15 protein-coding genes are annotated in these 17,015 nt (G+C 40.4%); 12 read left to right on the top strand and 3 right to left on the bottom strand.

The genetic code is table 11. The annotated features are described in order from the left end of the window. Window positions 1-4: 4 nt before the first annotated feature. Window positions 5-670, top strand: a complete 666-nt coding sequence (locus tag ACFSR0_RS10065; RefSeq protein ID WP_379982401.1) for an ABC transporter ATP-binding protein — start codon at window positions 5-7, stop codon at window positions 668-670. A gap of 87 nt (window positions 671-757) precedes the next feature. On the opposite strand, the gene ACFSR0_RS10060 is transcribed toward ACFSR0_RS10065, so the two are convergent. Together ACFSR0_RS10060 and ACFSR0_RS10055 are read right to left on the bottom strand one after the other, a co-directional pair. After that, window positions 758-1,039, bottom strand: a complete 282-nt coding sequence (locus tag ACFSR0_RS10060) for a GIY-YIG nuclease family protein (RefSeq protein WP_379982399.1) — start codon at window positions 1,037-1,039, stop codon at window positions 758-760. Further along, a complete protein-coding gene (locus ACFSR0_RS10055; RefSeq protein WP_379982397.1) occupies window positions 1,029-1,769 on the bottom strand; it encodes a tRNA1(Val) (adenine(37)-N6)-methyltransferase in 741 nt (246 codons plus the stop codon). Before ACFSR0_RS10055 ends, ACFSR0_RS10060 begins: the two co-directional genes overlap by 11 nt. 127 nt (window positions 1,770-1,896) lie before the next feature. On the opposite strand from ACFSR0_RS10055, the gene ACFSR0_RS10050 reads away from it, so the two are divergent. The 7 genes from ACFSR0_RS10050 (at window position 1,897) to pepF (ending at window position 12,401) form a co-directional block, all read left to right on the top strand. After that, window positions 1,897-2,520, top strand: coding sequence for a lysophospholipid acyltransferase family protein (locus tag ACFSR0_RS10050; RefSeq protein WP_379982395.1), 624 nt, complete (start codon window positions 1,897-1,899; stop codon window positions 2,518-2,520). 150 nt (window positions 2,521-2,670) lie between these two features. Further along, on the top strand, window positions 2,671-5,841 hold the full coding sequence (locus ACFSR0_RS10045) for an SNF2 helicase associated domain-containing protein (protein ID WP_379982393.1): 3,171 nt from the start codon (window positions 2,671-2,673) through the stop codon (window positions 5,839-5,841). Window positions 5,842-6,102: 261 nt separating this feature from the next. Continuing rightward, window positions 6,103-7,827, top strand: coding sequence for an ABC transporter ATP-binding protein (locus ACFSR0_RS10040; RefSeq protein WP_379982441.1), 1,725 nt, complete (start codon window positions 6,103-6,105; stop codon window positions 7,825-7,827). 378 nt (window positions 7,828-8,205) lie between these two features. Beyond that, entirely contained in the window at window positions 8,206-8,604 is a 399-nt protein-coding gene (spxA, locus tag ACFSR0_RS10035) for a transcriptional regulator SpxA (protein ID WP_040366011.1), read from the top strand. A 143-nt stretch (window positions 8,605-8,747) separates the two neighbouring features. Further along, on the top strand, window positions 8,748-9,464 hold the full coding sequence (locus ACFSR0_RS10030; protein ID WP_379982391.1) for an adaptor protein MecA: 717 nt from the start codon (window positions 8,748-8,750) through the stop codon (window positions 9,462-9,464). Between the two features lie 73 nt (window positions 9,465-9,537). After that, on the top strand, window positions 9,538-10,482 hold the full coding sequence (locus ACFSR0_RS10025) for a competence protein CoiA (protein WP_379982389.1): 945 nt from the start codon (window positions 9,538-9,540) through the stop codon (window positions 10,480-10,482). Between the two features lie 101 nt (window positions 10,483-10,583). Continuing rightward, complete coding sequence (gene pepF / locus ACFSR0_RS10020) at window positions 10,584-12,401, top strand: oligoendopeptidase F (RefSeq protein WP_379982387.1); 1,818 nt, start codon at window positions 10,584-10,586, stop codon at window positions 12,399-12,401. A gap of 86 nt (window positions 12,402-12,487) precedes the next feature. On the opposite strand, the gene ACFSR0_RS10015 is transcribed toward pepF, so the two are convergent. Further along, the gene (locus ACFSR0_RS10015; RefSeq protein WP_379982385.1) at window positions 12,488-13,072 is read right to left on the bottom strand and encodes a CYTH domain-containing protein; all 585 of its coding nucleotides are present in this window, start codon (window positions 13,070-13,072) and stop codon (window positions 12,488-12,490) included. Between the two features lie 165 nt (window positions 13,073-13,237). On the opposite strand from ACFSR0_RS10015, the gene ACFSR0_RS10010 reads away from it, so the two are divergent. Genes ACFSR0_RS10010 through mgtE form a run of 4 tightly spaced genes read left to right on the top strand, consistent with a single transcriptional unit; the run spans window position 13,238 to window position 16,992 of the window. Next, on the top strand, window positions 13,238-13,939 hold the full coding sequence (locus ACFSR0_RS10010) for a GTP pyrophosphokinase (protein WP_379982383.1): 702 nt from the start codon (window positions 13,238-13,240) through the stop codon (window positions 13,937-13,939). Further along, complete coding sequence (locus tag ACFSR0_RS10005) at window positions 13,905-14,717, top strand: NAD kinase (RefSeq protein ID WP_379982381.1); 813 nt, start codon at window positions 13,905-13,907, stop codon at window positions 14,715-14,717. Before ACFSR0_RS10010 ends, ACFSR0_RS10005 begins: the two co-directional genes overlap by 35 nt. Continuing rightward, window positions 14,714-15,610 (top strand): RluA family pseudouridine synthase, encoded by an 897-nt coding sequence (locus tag ACFSR0_RS10000; protein ID WP_379982379.1) that lies wholly within the window; start codon window positions 14,714-14,716, stop codon window positions 15,608-15,610. Before ACFSR0_RS10005 ends, ACFSR0_RS10000 begins: the two co-directional genes overlap by 4 nt. A gap of 14 nt (window positions 15,611-15,624) precedes the next feature. Next, complete coding sequence (gene mgtE / locus ACFSR0_RS09995) at window positions 15,625-16,992, top strand: magnesium transporter (RefSeq protein ID WP_379982377.1); 1,368 nt, start codon at window positions 15,625-15,627, stop codon at window positions 16,990-16,992. Window positions 16,993-17,015: the final 23 nt, after the last annotated feature.

Here is a 17,015-nt window from a genome sequence, read left to right as displayed (position 1 = left end):
GAAAATGAGTGCGATTGAACTAAAAGGAATAACCAAACAATTTCTTGATGGTGATGAGACCATTGAAGCCTTAAAAGAAACCAATCTAGCAGTGGAGGCGGGAGAATTTGTTGCTATTATTGGCCCATCTGGATCGGGAAAAAGTACCTTGTTAACACTTATCGGTGGCTTACAAACACCTACGTCTGGCGAGGTACAGATTAATGGAAAGGCATTTAGTAGGGAATCGGAACGAAAAAGAGCCAAGCGCCGATTTGATGAAATTGGCTTTATCTTACAAGCTTCCAACTTGGTTCCTTTTCTTACAGTGAAGCAACAGTTTTTATTGGTGGATGATATCACGAAAAAGAAAGATGCATCGAGAAGAACAATGCTTCTCGAACGTCTGGGAGTTGACAGCTTAGCCAATAAATACCCAAGTGAATTATCTGGAGGGGAAAGACAGCGAATAGCCATTGCTCGTGCATTGTATCATCAACCCACTGTCATTTTGGCGGACGAACCAACTGCTAGTTTGGATTCTGAACGCGCATTTGAAGTTGTTGATTTACTGGCGGAGGCAACCAAAACCGAGCAGAAAGCAACAATTATGGTCACGCATGATACGCGTTTAATTGAAAAATGTGATCGCGTATTGCGGATGCAAGATGGCCTGTTAAAAGAAGCCTAGAGAGAAAATACACGAGCAAAAGGTAGATGAGAACCTTTTGCTCGTGCTTCGCTTTATTTAACTTGGTCATTTACCATGCGCTTTTGTTCAGATGATTGACGGTGATTTCTCAGAATAGGTTTTAAGATAGTGCTCTTTTTGTTTGCGCGACAATTTTTTGAAGGCGGCTTCTGCTTTGGTCGCTTCGCTGCGAGTGGCAAAACATTCGGTATGAATCATGTTCAAGGGCCTTCTGGAAGATAGTCGAGTATATTTGGCACCCGTACCATTGTTGTGTTCAGCTAGACGTCGGGTTGGATTGGTTGTATAGCCACCATAATAGGTCCCATCCTTACACAACAACACGTAAAAATAATGCTTAGCTTCCATAGAGCATCTGCCTGATTTCTGGCGTATAGCTTTGCGTTTCATCATAGGTGAACAGTGGCGGACTAACATTAAAGCCTTCTTCCTTGCCATCCTTGATTGCTTCTATTAATAGAATGTTGGCATCTTTGCCTTTTTGTGGGTAAACAAACTGAACACGTTTTGGCACAAGGCGGTACGTACGCATGATTTGCAAAATCGTTAGAAAGCGATCCGGACGGTGAACGAGTGCCAGGCGGCCATTAGTCTTTAGCAGCTTACTGGTCATTTGTAACACCTCATCTAAATTTGTATGAATCTCATGACGCGCAATCGCTAAATAAGGATTCGGGTTTTTGGTGCTTTGTGGCTGTTGAGGAAAATAAGGTGGATTGCACACCAATAAATCAACCGAGTCGGCGGCGATATATGTCAAACTATCTTTTAAATCCGCTGTATAGATGCGCATTTGATTTTGTAATTCATTGAGTTGAATACTTCTTTGGGCCATGTCGGCTAAGCGTTCTTGCAATTCAATTTGAATGATTTCGGCCGTCGTTTTGCGACTCATAAACAAGCCTACAGCACCATTTCCTGCGCATAGGTCGACGATGCGCCCTTTTTTGGGAAGCCGAGGGAAATTGGCTAAGAGAACAGCATCCAAAGAAAAGGAAAAAACATCCTTGCTTTGAATTATCTGGATATCATCTGCATACAATTGATCAATTCGTTCATTTGCGTGTAATTGAACCATTTTTTCACCTCCGAAGACTACGTTCAACATTATACCTTGTTTTTTCAAAGAAGCAACCGACAAAAATACTTGTCAAGTAGCTACTTTTCTTGCATACTACTGATAGAAGAAAGAAAGGAACGACACAATGTTTTTTACATTTATGCGTGGGGTTGTCCGCGTGATTTTGTTTCTATTAAATGGCAATGCTCGTTACCAAAATCGCGAGATGCTTCCCCAAAATGAGAATTATATTTTAGTAGCACCACACCGTACGTGGTGGGATCCATTGTATCTAGCTGTGGCCGCCCGACCGAAAAAATTTGCGTTTATGGCCAAAAAGGAGCTCTTTAAAAATCCAGTTTTGTCCTTTATCTTGCGTCATGCGAATGCCTTTCCCGTTGATCGAGAAAATCCTGGTCCTAGTGCCATCAAGACGCCCGTCAAGATTTTAAAAAATACGGATTTGAGTTTAATCATGTTTCCGAGTGGTACCCGGCATTCAACGGCCCTAAAAGGTGGGATGGCTCTAATCGCCAAAATGGCACATGTCAAAATTGTTCCCTGTGTCTATCAAGGACCGCTGACGTTTAAGGATTTGTTGAAACGCAAACGTGTGATTGTGCGTTTTGGTGAGCCAATTGATATCAGTGATATTCCGAAGATGAATGACGTGGGCTTAAGTGAAGTTGAAATTCGGATTCAATCAGCCTTTTCGGCAATTGATCAAGCAGCTAATCCAGAGTTTGTCTACAAAATTGAGGAAAAATAATCAGAGACAATCAAAAAACAGTGAGTTTGCATGAAGCAATCACTGTTTTTTTGGTTTTAATCGGCATTTCTTGCTTAACTGTTTCTTAATTTGTGAGGACTGGTGGTATAATAGAAAAAGAATCATTTTTACGGGAGGAGCTACATCTTTATGAAATGGAGTATTCCAGAACGAATTATCGCTAGAGGAAGAGCCTATCTAGAAAATGGACGTGTCCTTTCTGTTACACCTGATTCCGACCAGCAAGTCTGGCATGCAGAGGTATTAGGAAGTGAATTATATCAAGTCGATCTTGACGCTACAGCGAAAGAGGAAGATTTTTGTCAATGTCCATATTGGGAAGAGCACCACTATTGTAAGCATACAGTAGCAGTCGAATTGTATTTACGACAACAAGGAAAAACGCGCCAATTACCAAAAACAGATACGGTCGTTCCTCATACTTTTTCACCTGTTGATTTGTTTACAAATGGGGTAAAAAAAATGGGTGAACGAACGAATTCTCAATCTGTACCAATGCTAGGCATTGAAATTTCCCTAGAGTCTTTACCAACAAATCCTTATCATGATGACATGGATGTGCTGGGTATCGCCTTGAAAATTGGGCTGAAGGAAGAGCGCAAATACGTCGTTAAGAATATTTACAAATTTTTACAAGTAGTCAGTGAAGGGAAAAAGTATTTAGCCAATAAAAAGCATTCATTCCTATTGGTGCAAGAAGCGTTTGATCATGCAACACTCAGCTTGTTAAAGACGTTGCAGGCCATTGCGCAGACCCAGCAACTGCTTGGTCAAATGGGAATTCAAGTTAAAGGAAAGCTGGACAAAAAATATCTATTGTTGCCAGTTGAAAATGCAACGAAACTTATCACAATATTTCAAACAGTCCCGTTTCAGTTTACCGGCAATGGATTTCAACAGACAAGTATCGCCATTCTTGAACAGGAAACGCCCTTGCAGTTTTCTGTTCAGCGTCAAGAAGAGCACCTTCTACTAGACGTATCTGATGCGTTTGAAAAAGTCTTCCGATTTTATCAATTAGCACTGAAAAATGCGCATCTGTATCGTTTATCTGATCAACAACTTGCTAATTATTCGACCATTGAGCAGTTGATTAAACGCTTACCATCACCTCAAATTACCTATTCAGATGAACATTTTTCTAGTCTGTTTCGTCAAGTGTTGCCTGTTTTAAGGACGATAGGACAAGTAAAAGTTGCTGACGAAGTGGCAGATTTGATAACGGAAGCGCCATTAGTTGTGACCTTCTATTTGCGAAAAAAACGCGGCATGATTGACGCGAAGGTTCATTTTCAATATGGTGATTGGGTATTCGCTACGAACCCCGCCGAATCAGTCGTTCCTGCGCATCAGCAACAAATCTTACGTGATTTGGAGACCGAGCAAGCAGTGGCTACGTTACTTGGCACATTGGGGTTCCAAAAGGAAGAAACCAGCTGGCAACGACCCATTCCAACTGGTGAAGCCTTATACCGTTTCTTTCGGGCAGATATCCCAGCATTGCAGCAATTTGGTAGCGTAAAGATTGGACAAAAATTAAGGGAATTGTACTTGGATGAACAATTTTTACAGGCGGATGTGTTAGTAGATGAAGAATCTTCTTGGCTTTCCATTCGTTTTGATGTTACTGGCATCAAGGAACATGAGATTGATGCGATGTTGCATAGTTTAATGCAGCATGATCAGTTCTATACGTTGGAAAGTGGCCAAGTTGTCTCTTTGGAAACCGAAGCTTTGCAAAAAACGGCTCAGATTCTGACCCACTTACGCAAAGGCTTTCAAATGAAGGACGGGGTTATTCACCTTCCGAAAAACCAAGGCATTCATTTGCAACAAACACTGGGAAAAGATGTCTCTTACAGTGATGAGTTTACTGAAATGACCAATAACTTAATCCATCCCGAAGCATTTACTTGCTCTTTACCTGAAGGATTGCATGCGCAACTGAGAGATTATCAAGTAGCAGGCTATCGTTGGTTAAAGATGCTCAGTCATTATCAGTTTGGTGGTATATTGGCAGATGAAATGGGCTTAGGAAAAACGTTGCAAACCATTTGCTACCTCTTATCTGAAAAACAGGAGAGACAGCAGTTGCAAGCGTTAATTGTTGCACCAGCTAGTCTGACCTATAACTGGTTGCAAGAAATTCGTAAATTCGCTCCCAGCATAAACGCAGTCGTGGTCAGTGGAACCAAAGAAGAACGTGAAGCCTTATTGCAGCAAGATGTGGACGTCAGGATTACCTCTTATGCGAGTATGCGCCAAGATATTGATAGTTATCAAATGCTTTCGTTGGATTATTTGATTTTAGATGAAGCTCAGATGGTAAAAAATAGTGGGACAAAAACAGCGCAAGCCATTCGTTCACTTGAAGTTCAACAACGCTTTGCTTTAAGTGGAACCCCCATTGAAAATAATTTAGACGAGCTTTGGTCTTTGTTTCAATTGATTATGCCCGGCTTCTTTCCTTCAAGGGCGGCTTATCGACAGCTTTCGGCTGAAAAAATTGCGCAGATGATTCAACCATTTATCTTACGAAGAGACAAACGAACGGTTTTAAATGATTTGCCTGAAAAAATTGAAATGAACTATTATAGTACCTTGACAACGGAGCAAAAAACAATCTACTTGGCGTATTTGCGACAAATGCAAGAAGAGATTAGTCAAATGGATTCCAGTACCTTTAAAAAGAATCGGATGAGTATTTTGGCTGGTTTAACGCGGCTTCGCCAAATTTGTTGTGATCCACGATTGTTTGTGGAGGATTATCAAGGTGGATCGGGGAAATTGGAGCAAGTGAAAGACCTTCTGATAGCAGCCAAACAGAACAACCGGCGTGTGCTGTTGTTTTCACAGTTTACTAGTATGTTGAGTCTCCTTGAAAAAGAGTTGGATCAATTGGAATTGAGTCACTTTTATCTTCGGGGGAGTACACCACCTAAAGAACGGCTAAAAATGGTGGATGCATTTAATGAAGGGGGAGCGGATGTCTTTTTAATCTCGTTAAAAGCAGGTGGGACTGGGTTGAATTTGACTGGAGCGAATACGGTGATTCTCTATGACTTGTGGTGGAATCCGGCGGTGGAAGAACAGGCAGCTGGGCGAGCACATCGTATGGGACAAAAACAAGTGGTCGAAATTTGGCGGATGATTTCAGAAGGAACCATTGAAGAGCGGATGGACGATTTGCAAAATGAAAAAAGAGAATTATTCCAAAAAGTCATACAGGGAAATGAGGCCCAATTGCAACAAATGACAGAGGAAGACATTCGTCTAATTTTGAGTATGGGAGGAGAATAAGTCGCAGATATTTCTAGAATAAAGAGACGGTGACACAAACTTGCAAGCAGATCGTTAGAAAAAATCACTGAGGATGTTATCAATCAGTGAGATGAGATGACTATCCCCTTTTGGACAAAGGCATTAGAAGGGAGATGTTTTACTTGAACGCGCTGCTTGCAAGTTGTGACAGCGTCTTTTTTTATTTAAAAATAGGGTGGTCAATATTCTCAATTAGAGTATAATAATTGATAATCACGAAAGGAGTGACGTTTGTTGACTATGATGCGCCAATTTTTTGCTTATTATCGACCGTATCGCACGTTATTTTTACTAGATTTTGGTTGTGCGGTGCTGGCAGGAGCTCTTGAATTAACTTTTCCAGTAGCCGTTAATGTGGTTATTGATCAGATTATGCCACGAAATAATTTTCACTATATTCTTTTGGCTTGTTTAGGATTGTTACTTTTCTACATGTTTAATACGGCCTTGCAATACATTGTTGTTTTTTTTGGTCATTCATTAGGTGTAAATATTGAGACGGATATGCGGCGTGAATTGTTTGACCATTTACAAAAGCAATCATTTGGTTACTACGATAATCAAAAAACAGGAAAATTGATGAGTCGTTTGACAACCGATTTGTTTGAAATATCGGAAGTCGCCCATCATGGTCCAGAAGATGTCTTTATCACAATCATGACATTGATTGGATCATTTTACCTAATGTTTCGCATGCATGCGTCTCTCGCATTATCCATGGTGGTCTTGGTCCCATTTATCACGTTTGCTTTGTATTTTTTTAACAAAAAAATGACCAATGTAAATACAGAAATTTATGAAAATTTAGGTGAATTTAATGCAGGAGTAGAGGCGGCCGTGAGTGGGATTCGTGTCACACAATCCTTTGCTAATGAAGCCCATGAAAAGAAACGATTTCACTATTTAAGTGAACTCTATCGTCAATCCAAACTAACTTTTTACCAAGTGATGGGAGTCAGCTCGGCATATAATTATTTTATTATTCGTTTGATGAATTTGTTTGCATTATTATTTGGGGCATATTATACGTTACAAGGCGAGTTAACGAGTGGGCAATTTGTCAGTTTTATCCTGCTTTCTAATGTTTTTGTCCGACCAATTGAAAAAGTCAATATTATGATTGAAAGCTATCCAAAAGGCATTGCCGGTTTCAAACGTTTTAATGAAGAGTTGAAGCGGAAACCGACGATTCAAGACTTTCCGAATGCGCAAGCAGTAGATCATTTAAATGGGAACATTTGCTACGACAACGTATCGTTTGCTTATGATCCGCAGCATCCTGTCTTGGAAAATATCTCGTTAACGATTCATCAAGGAGAGACAATTGCCTTTGTTGGTCAAAGTGGTTCTGGGAAAACAACGTTGTGCAATTTATTGCCGCGCTTTTATGAGCGAACTGGTGGAACCATTACCATCGATGGTATCGATATCCAAGCTATTACGCTTTCTTCTTTGCGTCAACAAATTGGCATGGTGCAGCAAGATGTCTTTTTGTTTCCAGGAACGGTGCGAGAAAACATCTTATATGGGAAACTAGATGCAACGGAGCATGAAGTGGAACAGGCCGTCAAATTGGCTCATTTGGAATTAGTGATGAACAATCTTCCTGAAGGCTTAGACACGGTTATTGGTGAAAGAGGAGTCAAATTATCTGGTGGTCAAAAGCAACGAGTAGCCATTGCGCGGATGTTTTTAAAGAATCCTCCCATCTTGATCTTGGATGAAGCAACATCGGCATTAGATACGGAAACCGAACAAGTTATTCAAGAATCTTTGAATCAACTAGCAAAGGGGCGAACGACGTTAATTATTGCTCACCGGTTAGCGACGATTCGCCACGCTACTAGAATTATTGTGGTCAGCTCAGAAGGAATTGTTGAACAAGGAACTCATGAAGAGTTGATGGCAAAGCAAGGCGCTTATCGTCGTTTGTATGAGTCTCAATTTGGCAGTCAAACCAAATAATCATACAGCTGAGTTTGATTTTTGGGAAAAAAGATCATGAAAAATCATTTCTAAACAAAGAAATGATTGAGAAATGCCGAGATTTTTTTTTCTATTAACGGAATAGACCTTTTCTGTAAATAAAATAAACAAATAATGATAAATAAAACAGTTTTATCATTCTGTTATACAATAAAGATAGGTTCGCTATTCTGGTTTAAAAAAGTCTTAACATCTTCTCAAATCCTTATAATCACAAAGATTTTCATCAACTTTTACGAAGCGGTAATGAAAAATCATGAAAAAATAACTAGTAATTTATTTTTTTGTCCTGTATAATAAAATTATGAAATTAGAACAATTGTTGCACATGGTTTAATAGAAAAAGGAGTGATTCCGTTGTTGACATTGTATACTTCCCCAAGTTGTACTTCTTGCCGAAAAGCCAGAGCCTGGCTTCAAGAACACGAAATTCCTTTTGTCGAACGAAATATTTTTTCAGAGCCATTGAATATTGATGAGCTGCAAACCATTTTACAGATGACTGAAGATGGGACAGAAGAAATTATTTCCACCCGTTCTAAGGTGTTTCAAAAATTAAATATGGACTTAGATGATTTACCGCTGAATGAATTGTTGAAGTTAGTTCAAGAAAATCCAGGTTTATTAAGACGACCAATTATGGTTGATGAAAAACGCCTACAGGTTGGGTTTAACGAAGATGAAATTCGTCGTTTTTTACCAAGAGATGTTCGTCAATTAGAATTGCGTCAAGCACAATTAATGGCTGGGCTATAAGAAAGCATTTGGTGTAGTTGCTGAAAAGTGGCTACATTTTTTTGCGATTTTTCTAAATTGAGATTGGGGATAAATCCTTTACATTTTGGGAAGATTCGTTACAATGAAGGTAGCTAGAAATCGTAAAGTGAGGTGTAGCTAAGATGGAAATGGAGCACATTAACGAAAATACAATTCGTGTCTTAATAAAGGGCGAAGATTTAGCTGCGAGAGGATTCACTTTTTTAGATCTATTAGGGAATAAAGACGAAATTGAGAGTTTTTTCTATAGCATATTAGAGGAAGTCGATGTGAACGAAGAGTTCAAGGGAAGTGAAGCAGTCACGTTCCAAGTTATGCCAAAAGGTGATGGACTCGAGTTGTTTATCAGTAAAAGCAATTCACAAGAAATCAATGAATCGTTCAATGCTTTTCGTGATGAAAATGGGGATTTGCCTGAATGGTTTGGAAAAATGGATGATGAAACGGACTTCGATGAGTCCGAGCTAGATGAGGAACTTGAAAATGATTTTGCTGAGTCCAAAGAAGTTGCAACGGAAGAAACAGTGACTCGTCAAACGCCCTCACCAAGACAGTCAATTATATTGGAATTGGCAAATTTTGAAATGGTCGTTTGGTTGGCGCATGAAGTTCAGCTAGAAGATGTTGATACGACGTTGTACACAATGAATCAACAATACTATCTGGCCATTCATTTTCTAAACGAGGATGTCCTTGAAGCAGAAAAGAAAAATGTAATTGCCCATGTTTCTGAATTTGGTCGCAAAGCACCTTTAACGAAGGCCGTTTTAGATGAGCATGGTCAAGTCATTGTAAAACACGATGCGTTGCTATTTATTCGGGAACAATTTGATTTGTAAAATAAAAAAACGTATCTCCTCACAAGGGGGATGCGTTTTTTTTGCGTACTTTTCCTATGGGGAGGGCATACCTATGCTAATCGCACAAGCCAAAGATGGAACCTACATTGATGCAGGTATACGTACCACGAAAAATGATTTGTTTTGTCCTTGCTGTCAGTCACCAGTCATTTTAAAAGCAGGCCCGCAGAAAATTGCTCACTTCGCTCACAGTCATGGGACCGCCTGCCACGCTTTTTCTGAAGGGGAAAGCAAGGAACATCTAGCAGGAAAAAGGCTTTTGCAGCAGTTTGTTCCAACCGCTCAACTGGAAGTTTATTTGCCTGAATTGGAGCAACGACCAGATTTGTTGGCAAATCAGCTGGCACTGGAATTTCAATGTTCGCCACTTTCCTTTTCACGTTTTTTTGATCGAACGACTGGATATCTGAACAATGGCTACCAACCAGTTTGGCTTTTTGGAAAGAATTTACAGCCTCGAAAAAACTGGACGGTTTTTCAAAAAGCTTGTTGTCAGTTTACTGCTTCGCTGGGATTTTATAGTTATGCATTGGATGTCAATCAGGCAAAGTTGTATCGCTATCAATCGATAAAATGGGCGTATCAAACTGGTTATACCTGGCAAATTTATGCAAAAAAGCCCACGCATCAGTGGCAATTCGAAAAGAATGTTCAGGCGGCTCGTGGGAATAAGATGTCTTATGCAACATGGATTCAAGGACAGCTGATGCAGTGCAATCCACTATTTCAGAAACTACAGCAGGCGGTTTATCCGAGTGGAATGACTTTGTTTTCTTTACCCGAATGGTGCTATCAGCCTAGTTTATATGGTTTCTTATTCACGCATCAAGTGTTGGTTTTCCGGGCTTATTATTGTGAGTCATCTTCATTTTCTAAGTGGATAGAAGCATGTTTGGCCACGCTAAAAAGCTGGCATTGGCCTTATTTCGATGCACAAAAAATCTTCTTTGAGCTTTACCAAGAATGCCGTTGGTTATCTAGCCAGGCAACCAAATAACAAATAAAATGCTTCTCACGAAAAAATATAGTATGATACAATAAAGTCTTCTGTGAGAAAAGCTACCATCGCAGAAATAAGAGAAAAGGGGTTTTTAAACTATGTCAGAAGTGAAACAACTACCACTAAGAGACGAAGTGGAAGAAGCATTGACTTGGGATTTAACGAAAATTTTTGCTTCAGATGCGGAATTCGAAACGGCTTTTAAAACCGTGCAAGAAGAAGTGAAGCAAGCGAGTGACTATCAAGGGACATTGGCAGAGAATGCTACCGCCTTTTTGAATGCAATTGAGTATTTGTTGTCTATTTCACGAAAATTAGAAACACTGTATGTTTATAGTCATTTAAAGAACGATCAAGATACCGCAAATACGACTTATCAAGCATTAAATGCTCGTGCAACCAATTTAGCTGCGCAAGTAGGGGCGGCTTTGAGTTGGTTTGAGCCAGAAGTTCTTTCATTAGCTGATGACGTAATCTGGGGTTATTTTGAGCAAGAGCCTGCGCTTGCTGAGTACCGTCATTTTATTGAAACAATTGTTGCGAATCGTACGCATGTCTTACCGGCTGAACAAGAAGCGTTGCTAGCTGGTTCTAGCGAAATTTTTGGTTCACCAAGCAAAACATTTTCCGTGTTGAATAATGCGGATTTGGTATTTCCAACTATTGAAGGAGAAAATGGGGAAACCATTCAGTTGTCGCATGGAGTCTATGGTCAATTGATGGAAAGCACCAATCGGGAAGTACGTGAAGCAGCGTTTAAAGGATTATATCAAGTCTATGAACAATTCCGAAATACGTTTGCCTCGACGCTAAGTACCAATGTGAAAGCTCATAATTTTAAAGCGTCGGTTCGCCATTTTGAAAGTGCACGTCAAGCAGCATTGAGTAGCAACCATGTACCTGAAGCAGTTTATGATACATTGGTAGAGGTGGTTAATGCGCACTTACCGCTTTTGCATCGCTATATGACATTGCGTAAACGTCTGTTGGCTGTGGATGAATTGCATATGTACGATGTTTACACACCGCTATTAGGAGAAGCCTCTATTACGTATTGTTATGAAGAAGCTGTAAAAAAAGCATTGGAAGCCTTAGCGCCAATGGGGGAAGAGTACCTAGACGTTGTAAAATCAGCTTTTGACAACCGCTGGATTGATGTTGTTGAAAATAAAGGAAAACGTAGTGGTGCCTATTCTTCAGGTGCGTATGATACCTTACCATACATTCTATTAAACTGGCATGATACGTTGGATCAATTGTTTACACTTGTTCACGAAATGGGTCACAGTGTACACAGCTTCTTTACTCGCAAGAATCAACCATATGTGTATGGAGACTATCCAATTTTCTTAGCAGAGATAGCTTCAACAACGAATGAAAACCTTCTTACGGAGTATCTATTAAAAACGGAAACTGATCCCAAAGTGCGTGCGTATATTTTGAATCATTATCTGGATGGATTCAAAGGCACTATTTTCCGTCAAACTCAATTTGCCGAATTCGAACATTTTATGCATGTGGAAGATGCCAAGGGAACCCCGTTAACTGCTGAATTCTTAAGTGAATCCTATGGTGAGCTGAATAAGAAATATTACGGGCCAGCTTTAGCAGACGACGAAGAAATCAAGCTTGAATGGTCAAGAATCCCTCATTTTTATTACAATTATTATGTATTCCAATATGCAACAGGATTCTCAGCAGCTTCGGCTTTGTCGCACAAAATTTTAACTGAAGGACCAGATGCGTTGACGAACTACCTCACTTATTTGAAATCTGGATCTAGTGATTATCCGGTGGAAGTGATGAAAAAAGCCGGTGTCGATATGACAAAGGCGGATTACATTGTTGATGCCATGACCGTCTTTGAACAACGCCTCAATGAACTCGAAGCGTTGGTGGCAGAATTAGAAGAGTAAAGGTATCAATTGATAACAACAACAAACCCCAGTTAGATCCGAATTGTTCGGGTGTAAATGGGGTTTGTCTATGGACCAAAACAAGGCTATCTTGTGAGGTCGGTGGCTTCTTTGGCTCGCTGAATTTTATTTTTGGAAGGCTTGTACGCAATGTTCCACTGACGTAAGAGTTGGAGAAAACTGCCTTGATCCGAATGCACGGCATCTACCTCTAATTCTAATTCATAGTCATGCAAATGGTTGGCCCAGCTTTCATCGATGGCAAGTAAGCCTTCTTGGATGGGAATTTCGACTCGTTTGGTGGTTAGTTCGGCAAATACGGTGACCAAGGTCGGATCAATACCCAAGGCAAGTAATTTTTTTGCAACCGCACCTTCCTGAATAATATGTCCCGCTTCAATACAACTGGCGGCGATTTCCTTTGTCAGTTGGTCCGTTGTTTCCAACTTTCCCAGCGATTCAGGGGATTTCAAGGTCAGTTCGGCCGATGTGTCAAATACGCGAATGCGCAGGCCGCAATTTTGTTGTTGCAATAGAAAGTCTGGTGTATCGAAGTAGGTATTGGTTTGGGTGAAAAATTGAGTAGGCGAAACAGCAAATTGTGCCAAAAGTTGATGGTATTCGGCTTCCGTTAAGGCTGTTTTCCATTCGATTTCAAGTTGTTCGCTCATGATAAACCTTCTTTCTTGTGTCTTCCTTCGTTTTACTCGAAAACAAGCCGTCTGTCAACTTTGAAACAAAGAAGGTTTCGTTTGGAAAGGAAGTAATAGGACTAAAGATTTTCTCTAATCTATGATAAGATAAGCCTGTATGTTTATAAGAAACGAGGGATGAAGATGGAACGTGATTGGGAACAGTTTTTAGCACCGTATGAGCAGACCGTCTCAGAATTAAAAGTAAAGTTACGGGGGATTCGGAAGCAATTTCGGGAACAAAACAAACATGTACCGATTGAATTTGTGACGGGTCGTGTGAAACCTGTGGATAGTATTCTTGCCAAAAGCCAATTGCGCAATATACCGTTTGAACGGTTAGAAGAAGAGATGTCGGACATTGCTGGTTTGCGGATTATGTGTCAATTTGTGGAAGATATCCATCAAGTGGTTCAATTAATTCGGAATCGTAACGATATGAATGTCATTATTGAGAGAGACTATATTAGTAACCAAAAGACGAGCGGGTATCGTTCGTATCATTTGGTTGTTGAATACCCGGTACAGTTAGTGACGGGTGAAAAGAAAATTTTAGCTGAAATTCAAATTCGAACCTTAGCGATGAATTTCTGGGCAACAATTGAACATTCTTTGAATTACAAATATCAAGGCGATTTTCCGCCCGAAATTGGCATTCGCTTGAGACGTGCAGCCGAAGCCGCATATCAATTAGATGAGGAGATGTCCAGTATCCGCGAAGAAATTCAAGAGGCTCAGCATTTATTTATCCGAGGCAAAGGCTCAGGAGAGCATCATTCGCATCATGAGGAGTTAGAAAGGACACAAGAGGATGGTAAAATTGAAGATAGCAGTGGTCCACAATAAAACGGAACATTCATTACAAATAACAGCTGAATTATTAGAAAAATTAATGGCAGCTGGCCATACCATTGATCAGACAAATCCAGAATTAGTCATATCTGTGGGTGGCGATGGTACCTTGTTATCTGCGTTTCATTTGTATAGTCACAAATTGGATCAAGTTCGATTTATTGGCGTTCATACAGGTCATCTGGGATTTTACACAGATTGGCGGGATTATGAAGTGGATGACTTGATAGAATTATTAAGTACCAAAAAAGAAGAGAGCGTGCGTTACCCGCTTTTGGATGTTCGGATTACTTATCGGAATGGCAAACCAGCCAAACATTTTTTATCGCTGAATGAATCTACAGTGAAACGGACGGATACCACGATGGTGGCGGATATTTATATTCGTGACGAGTTGTTTGAACGGTTTCGGGGAGATGGGCTATCTGTTTCGACACCAACGGGATCAACAGCCTACAATAAAAGCATTGGCGGGGCAGTGCTACACCCACGAATCAATGCGATTCAGTTAGCGGAAATTGCATCTTTAAATAATCGTGTTTTTCGAACGCTTGGCTCACCAATGGTTATTGCCAGTCATGAATGGATCGAACTGCGCATGCAAGATAGTGCGGAGTGTTTAATAACGATTGATCAGTTTCAATTGCAACAAGAAGAAATCAAGTCGATTTTCTATCGGATTGCGGATGAAAAAATTCAATTCGCGTCTTATCGACATACTCATTTTTGGCGACGTGTGCGTGATGCTTTTATAGGAGACTTAGACGAATGAGATTTGAGTATGAATTTCATAAAGTTGAAAAGCAGCAAGTGAAATTTTTCTTAAAAGAGCAGGGTGTATCAAAGGGGTTACTTGCTAAAATTAAATTTCAAGGTGGCGCGATTTTTGTGAATCAACACATTGAAAATGTCTTGTATTTTTTGCAGCAAGGGGATATAGTGACCATTGTGACCCCAGATGAGCAGGAACATGAAACGTTATTGGTTGATGATACGCCTATTGATATTGTCTTTGAAGACGAACATGTATTGGTGGTCAATAAGCCAGCAAACGTGTCCTCAATCCCCGCTCAATACCATCCAAATCAAACAATGGCCAATCGGGTGAAGGGGTACTACAAACGAAACAACTACCCCAATCAAGTGGTTCATGTTGTGACGAGATTGGATCGAGACACGACGGGGTTGATGGTTTTTGCGAAGCATGGCTTTGCACATGCCAAACTTGATGTGCAATTGCGAGAGAAACAGTTTACGAAAAAATACCAAGCGTTAGTTTCAGATGAACAAGCTGTGCTGCGAGTACATGATGCCATTATTGCCCCAATTGGTCGAAATTATGACTCATTGATCCAACGGCAAGTAACGGAAACGGGACGCTATGCCAAAACGGAATATTGGATAGAAAAAAAGCACGAGCGACAAGTGTTGGTGGATATTCAATTGCATACGGGGAGAACCCATCAAATTCGAGTGCATTTTGCTTCAATAGGATGTCCATTAATCGGCGACGAGTTGTATGGTGGTCGAATGGACTTAGGGATAACTAGGCAGGCATTGCATTGCTACGAATTATATTTTAACCATCCCTTTACGGGAGAACCTTTGTCATTTGTTCAGCCATTGCCTGAAGATATGGCCCGCGTCATTCGGACGACATTTTAAGCGAGGTGAGAGGATTGGAAGAAACACAAGAAAATTTAGCACAGCAATTCCATCAATTAGAAGAAGCATTGCAACAGAATCGCTTGCAAGATTTTCGGGAAAACTTTTTGGATCTGCATATCTATGAACAAGGTCAGTTTTACCAGTCTCTCGATGCCTCAAAACGTCGGCTACTTTATGCCTACCTGTCTCCGAAAGAATTAGCTGATATGTTTGACTCGTTGGAAGATACCGATGAGATGAAAAGCTATCTAGAAGAAATGCGCCCAACTTATGCAGCAGAAATGCTTGGCGATATGTATACCGATAATGCAGTCGATTTAATGAAGACTCTCCCAAAACATCAATTGGCGCAATACTTGACTTTGATGGACAGTGAAGAAGCAACTGAGATTAAGGATTTGCTGCATTACGAGGATGATACAGCTGGTTCCATTATGACAACGGAGTATGTTGCCATTGTGGCGAACCAAACTGTTCGCTCGGCCATGTACGTTTTGAAATCACAAGCCGATATGGCGGAGACCATTTATTATATTTATGTCATTGATCAGGAAGAACGACTAGTAGGGGTTATTTCTTTAAGGGATTTAATTATCAATGATGATGATCGAATGATTGAAGATGTTATGAGCAAACGGGTCATTTCTGTTCATGTTGGAGATGACCAAGAAGATGTCGCTCAAACATTTCGGGACTATGATTTCCTTGCCTTGCCAGTTATTGATTACGATGATGGGTTATTAGGGATTGTGACAGTTGATGACATCATTGATGTTATCGATGATGAGGCAGCGAGTGATTACTCCGGATTAGCTGGGGTCAACGTTGAAGAAGTCAGTGAAAATCCTGTCAAGGCAGCGAGTCGGCGGTTACCTTGGTTAATCACACTCTTGTTTTTAGGGATGGCGACGGCTTCTTTGATTAGCCATTACGAAGAACTAGTAAGTGAAGCAAGTATTTTAGCAGTTTTTATTTCCCTGATTACTGGTACAGCTGGGAACGCTGGAACACAATCGCTAGCGGTTGCTGTCAGGCGAATTGCTATAAATGACGACAAGGAGAAAACAATCTGGCGAACCGTGATTGGGGAAGTGTTAACCGGTCTAGTAACTGGGGCCATCACGGGTCTAACGATTTTTTTGATTGTTACTATTTGGAAGGGTAATCCTATTTTAGGTTTTGTTATTGGGATGGCCATGATGTGTGCCATCACGGTTGCCAATCTGGCTGGGAGTTTGATTCCGATGTTAATGGATAAATTAGGTTTTGATCCGGCTGTTGCTAGTGGGCCATTTATTACCACGCTTAGCGATTTAACAAGTGTCCTTATTTATTTTAATATTGCCAGTATTTTTATGAATTATTTTATCAACAAATAGCACCCATTGAATAGAATGAGCCA

The organism is Enterococcus camelliae, assembly GCF_042685105.1.
Classification (GTDB): domain Bacteria; phylum Bacillota; class Bacilli; order Lactobacillales; family Enterococcaceae; genus Enterococcus_G; species Enterococcus_G camelliae.
This window is presented reverse-complemented; position numbering and strand designations above follow the sequence as displayed.

Bases quoted from the DNA above. Each gene is read 5' to 3' on its own strand.
- ACFSR0_RS10040 (WP_379982441.1), top strand. From the start codon at position 6,103: ATGATGCGCCAATTTTTTGCTTATTATCGACCGTATCGCACGTTATTT.
- ACFSR0_RS10010 (WP_379982383.1), top strand. From the start codon at position 13,238: ATGGAACGTGATTGGGAACAGTTTTTAGCACCGTATGAGCAGACCGTC.
- pepF (WP_379982387.1), top strand. From the start codon at position 10,584: ATGTCAGAAGTGAAACAACTACCACTAAGAGACGAAGTGGAAGAAGCA.
- ACFSR0_RS10015 (WP_379982385.1), bottom strand. From the start codon at position 13,072: ATGAGCGAACAACTTGAAATCGAATGGAAAACAGCCTTAACGGAAGCC.
- ACFSR0_RS10030 (WP_379982391.1), top strand. From the start codon at position 8,748: ATGGAAATGGAGCACATTAACGAAAATACAATTCGTGTCTTAATAAAG.
- ACFSR0_RS10045 (WP_379982393.1), top strand. From the start codon at position 2,671: ATGAAATGGAGTATTCCAGAACGAATTATCGCTAGAGGAAGAGCCTAT.
- ACFSR0_RS10055 (WP_379982397.1), bottom strand. From the start codon at position 1,769: ATGGTTCAATTACACGCAAATGAACGAATTGATCAATTGTATGCAGAT.
- ACFSR0_RS10065 (WP_379982401.1), top strand. From the start codon at position 5: ATGAGTGCGATTGAACTAAAAGGAATAACCAAACAATTTCTTGATGGT.
- ACFSR0_RS10000 (WP_379982379.1), top strand. From the start codon at position 14,714: ATGAGATTTGAGTATGAATTTCATAAAGTTGAAAAGCAGCAAGTGAAA.
- ACFSR0_RS10050 (WP_379982395.1), top strand. From the start codon at position 1,897: ATGTTTTTTACATTTATGCGTGGGGTTGTCCGCGTGATTTTGTTTCTA.
- ACFSR0_RS10005 (WP_379982381.1), top strand. From the start codon at position 13,905: ATGGTAAAATTGAAGATAGCAGTGGTCCACAATAAAACGGAACATTCA.
- ACFSR0_RS10060 (WP_379982399.1), bottom strand. From the start codon at position 1,039: ATGGAAGCTAAGCATTATTTTTACGTGTTGTTGTGTAAGGATGGGACC.
- ACFSR0_RS10025 (WP_379982389.1), top strand. From the start codon at position 9,538: ATGCTAATCGCACAAGCCAAAGATGGAACCTACATTGATGCAGGTATA.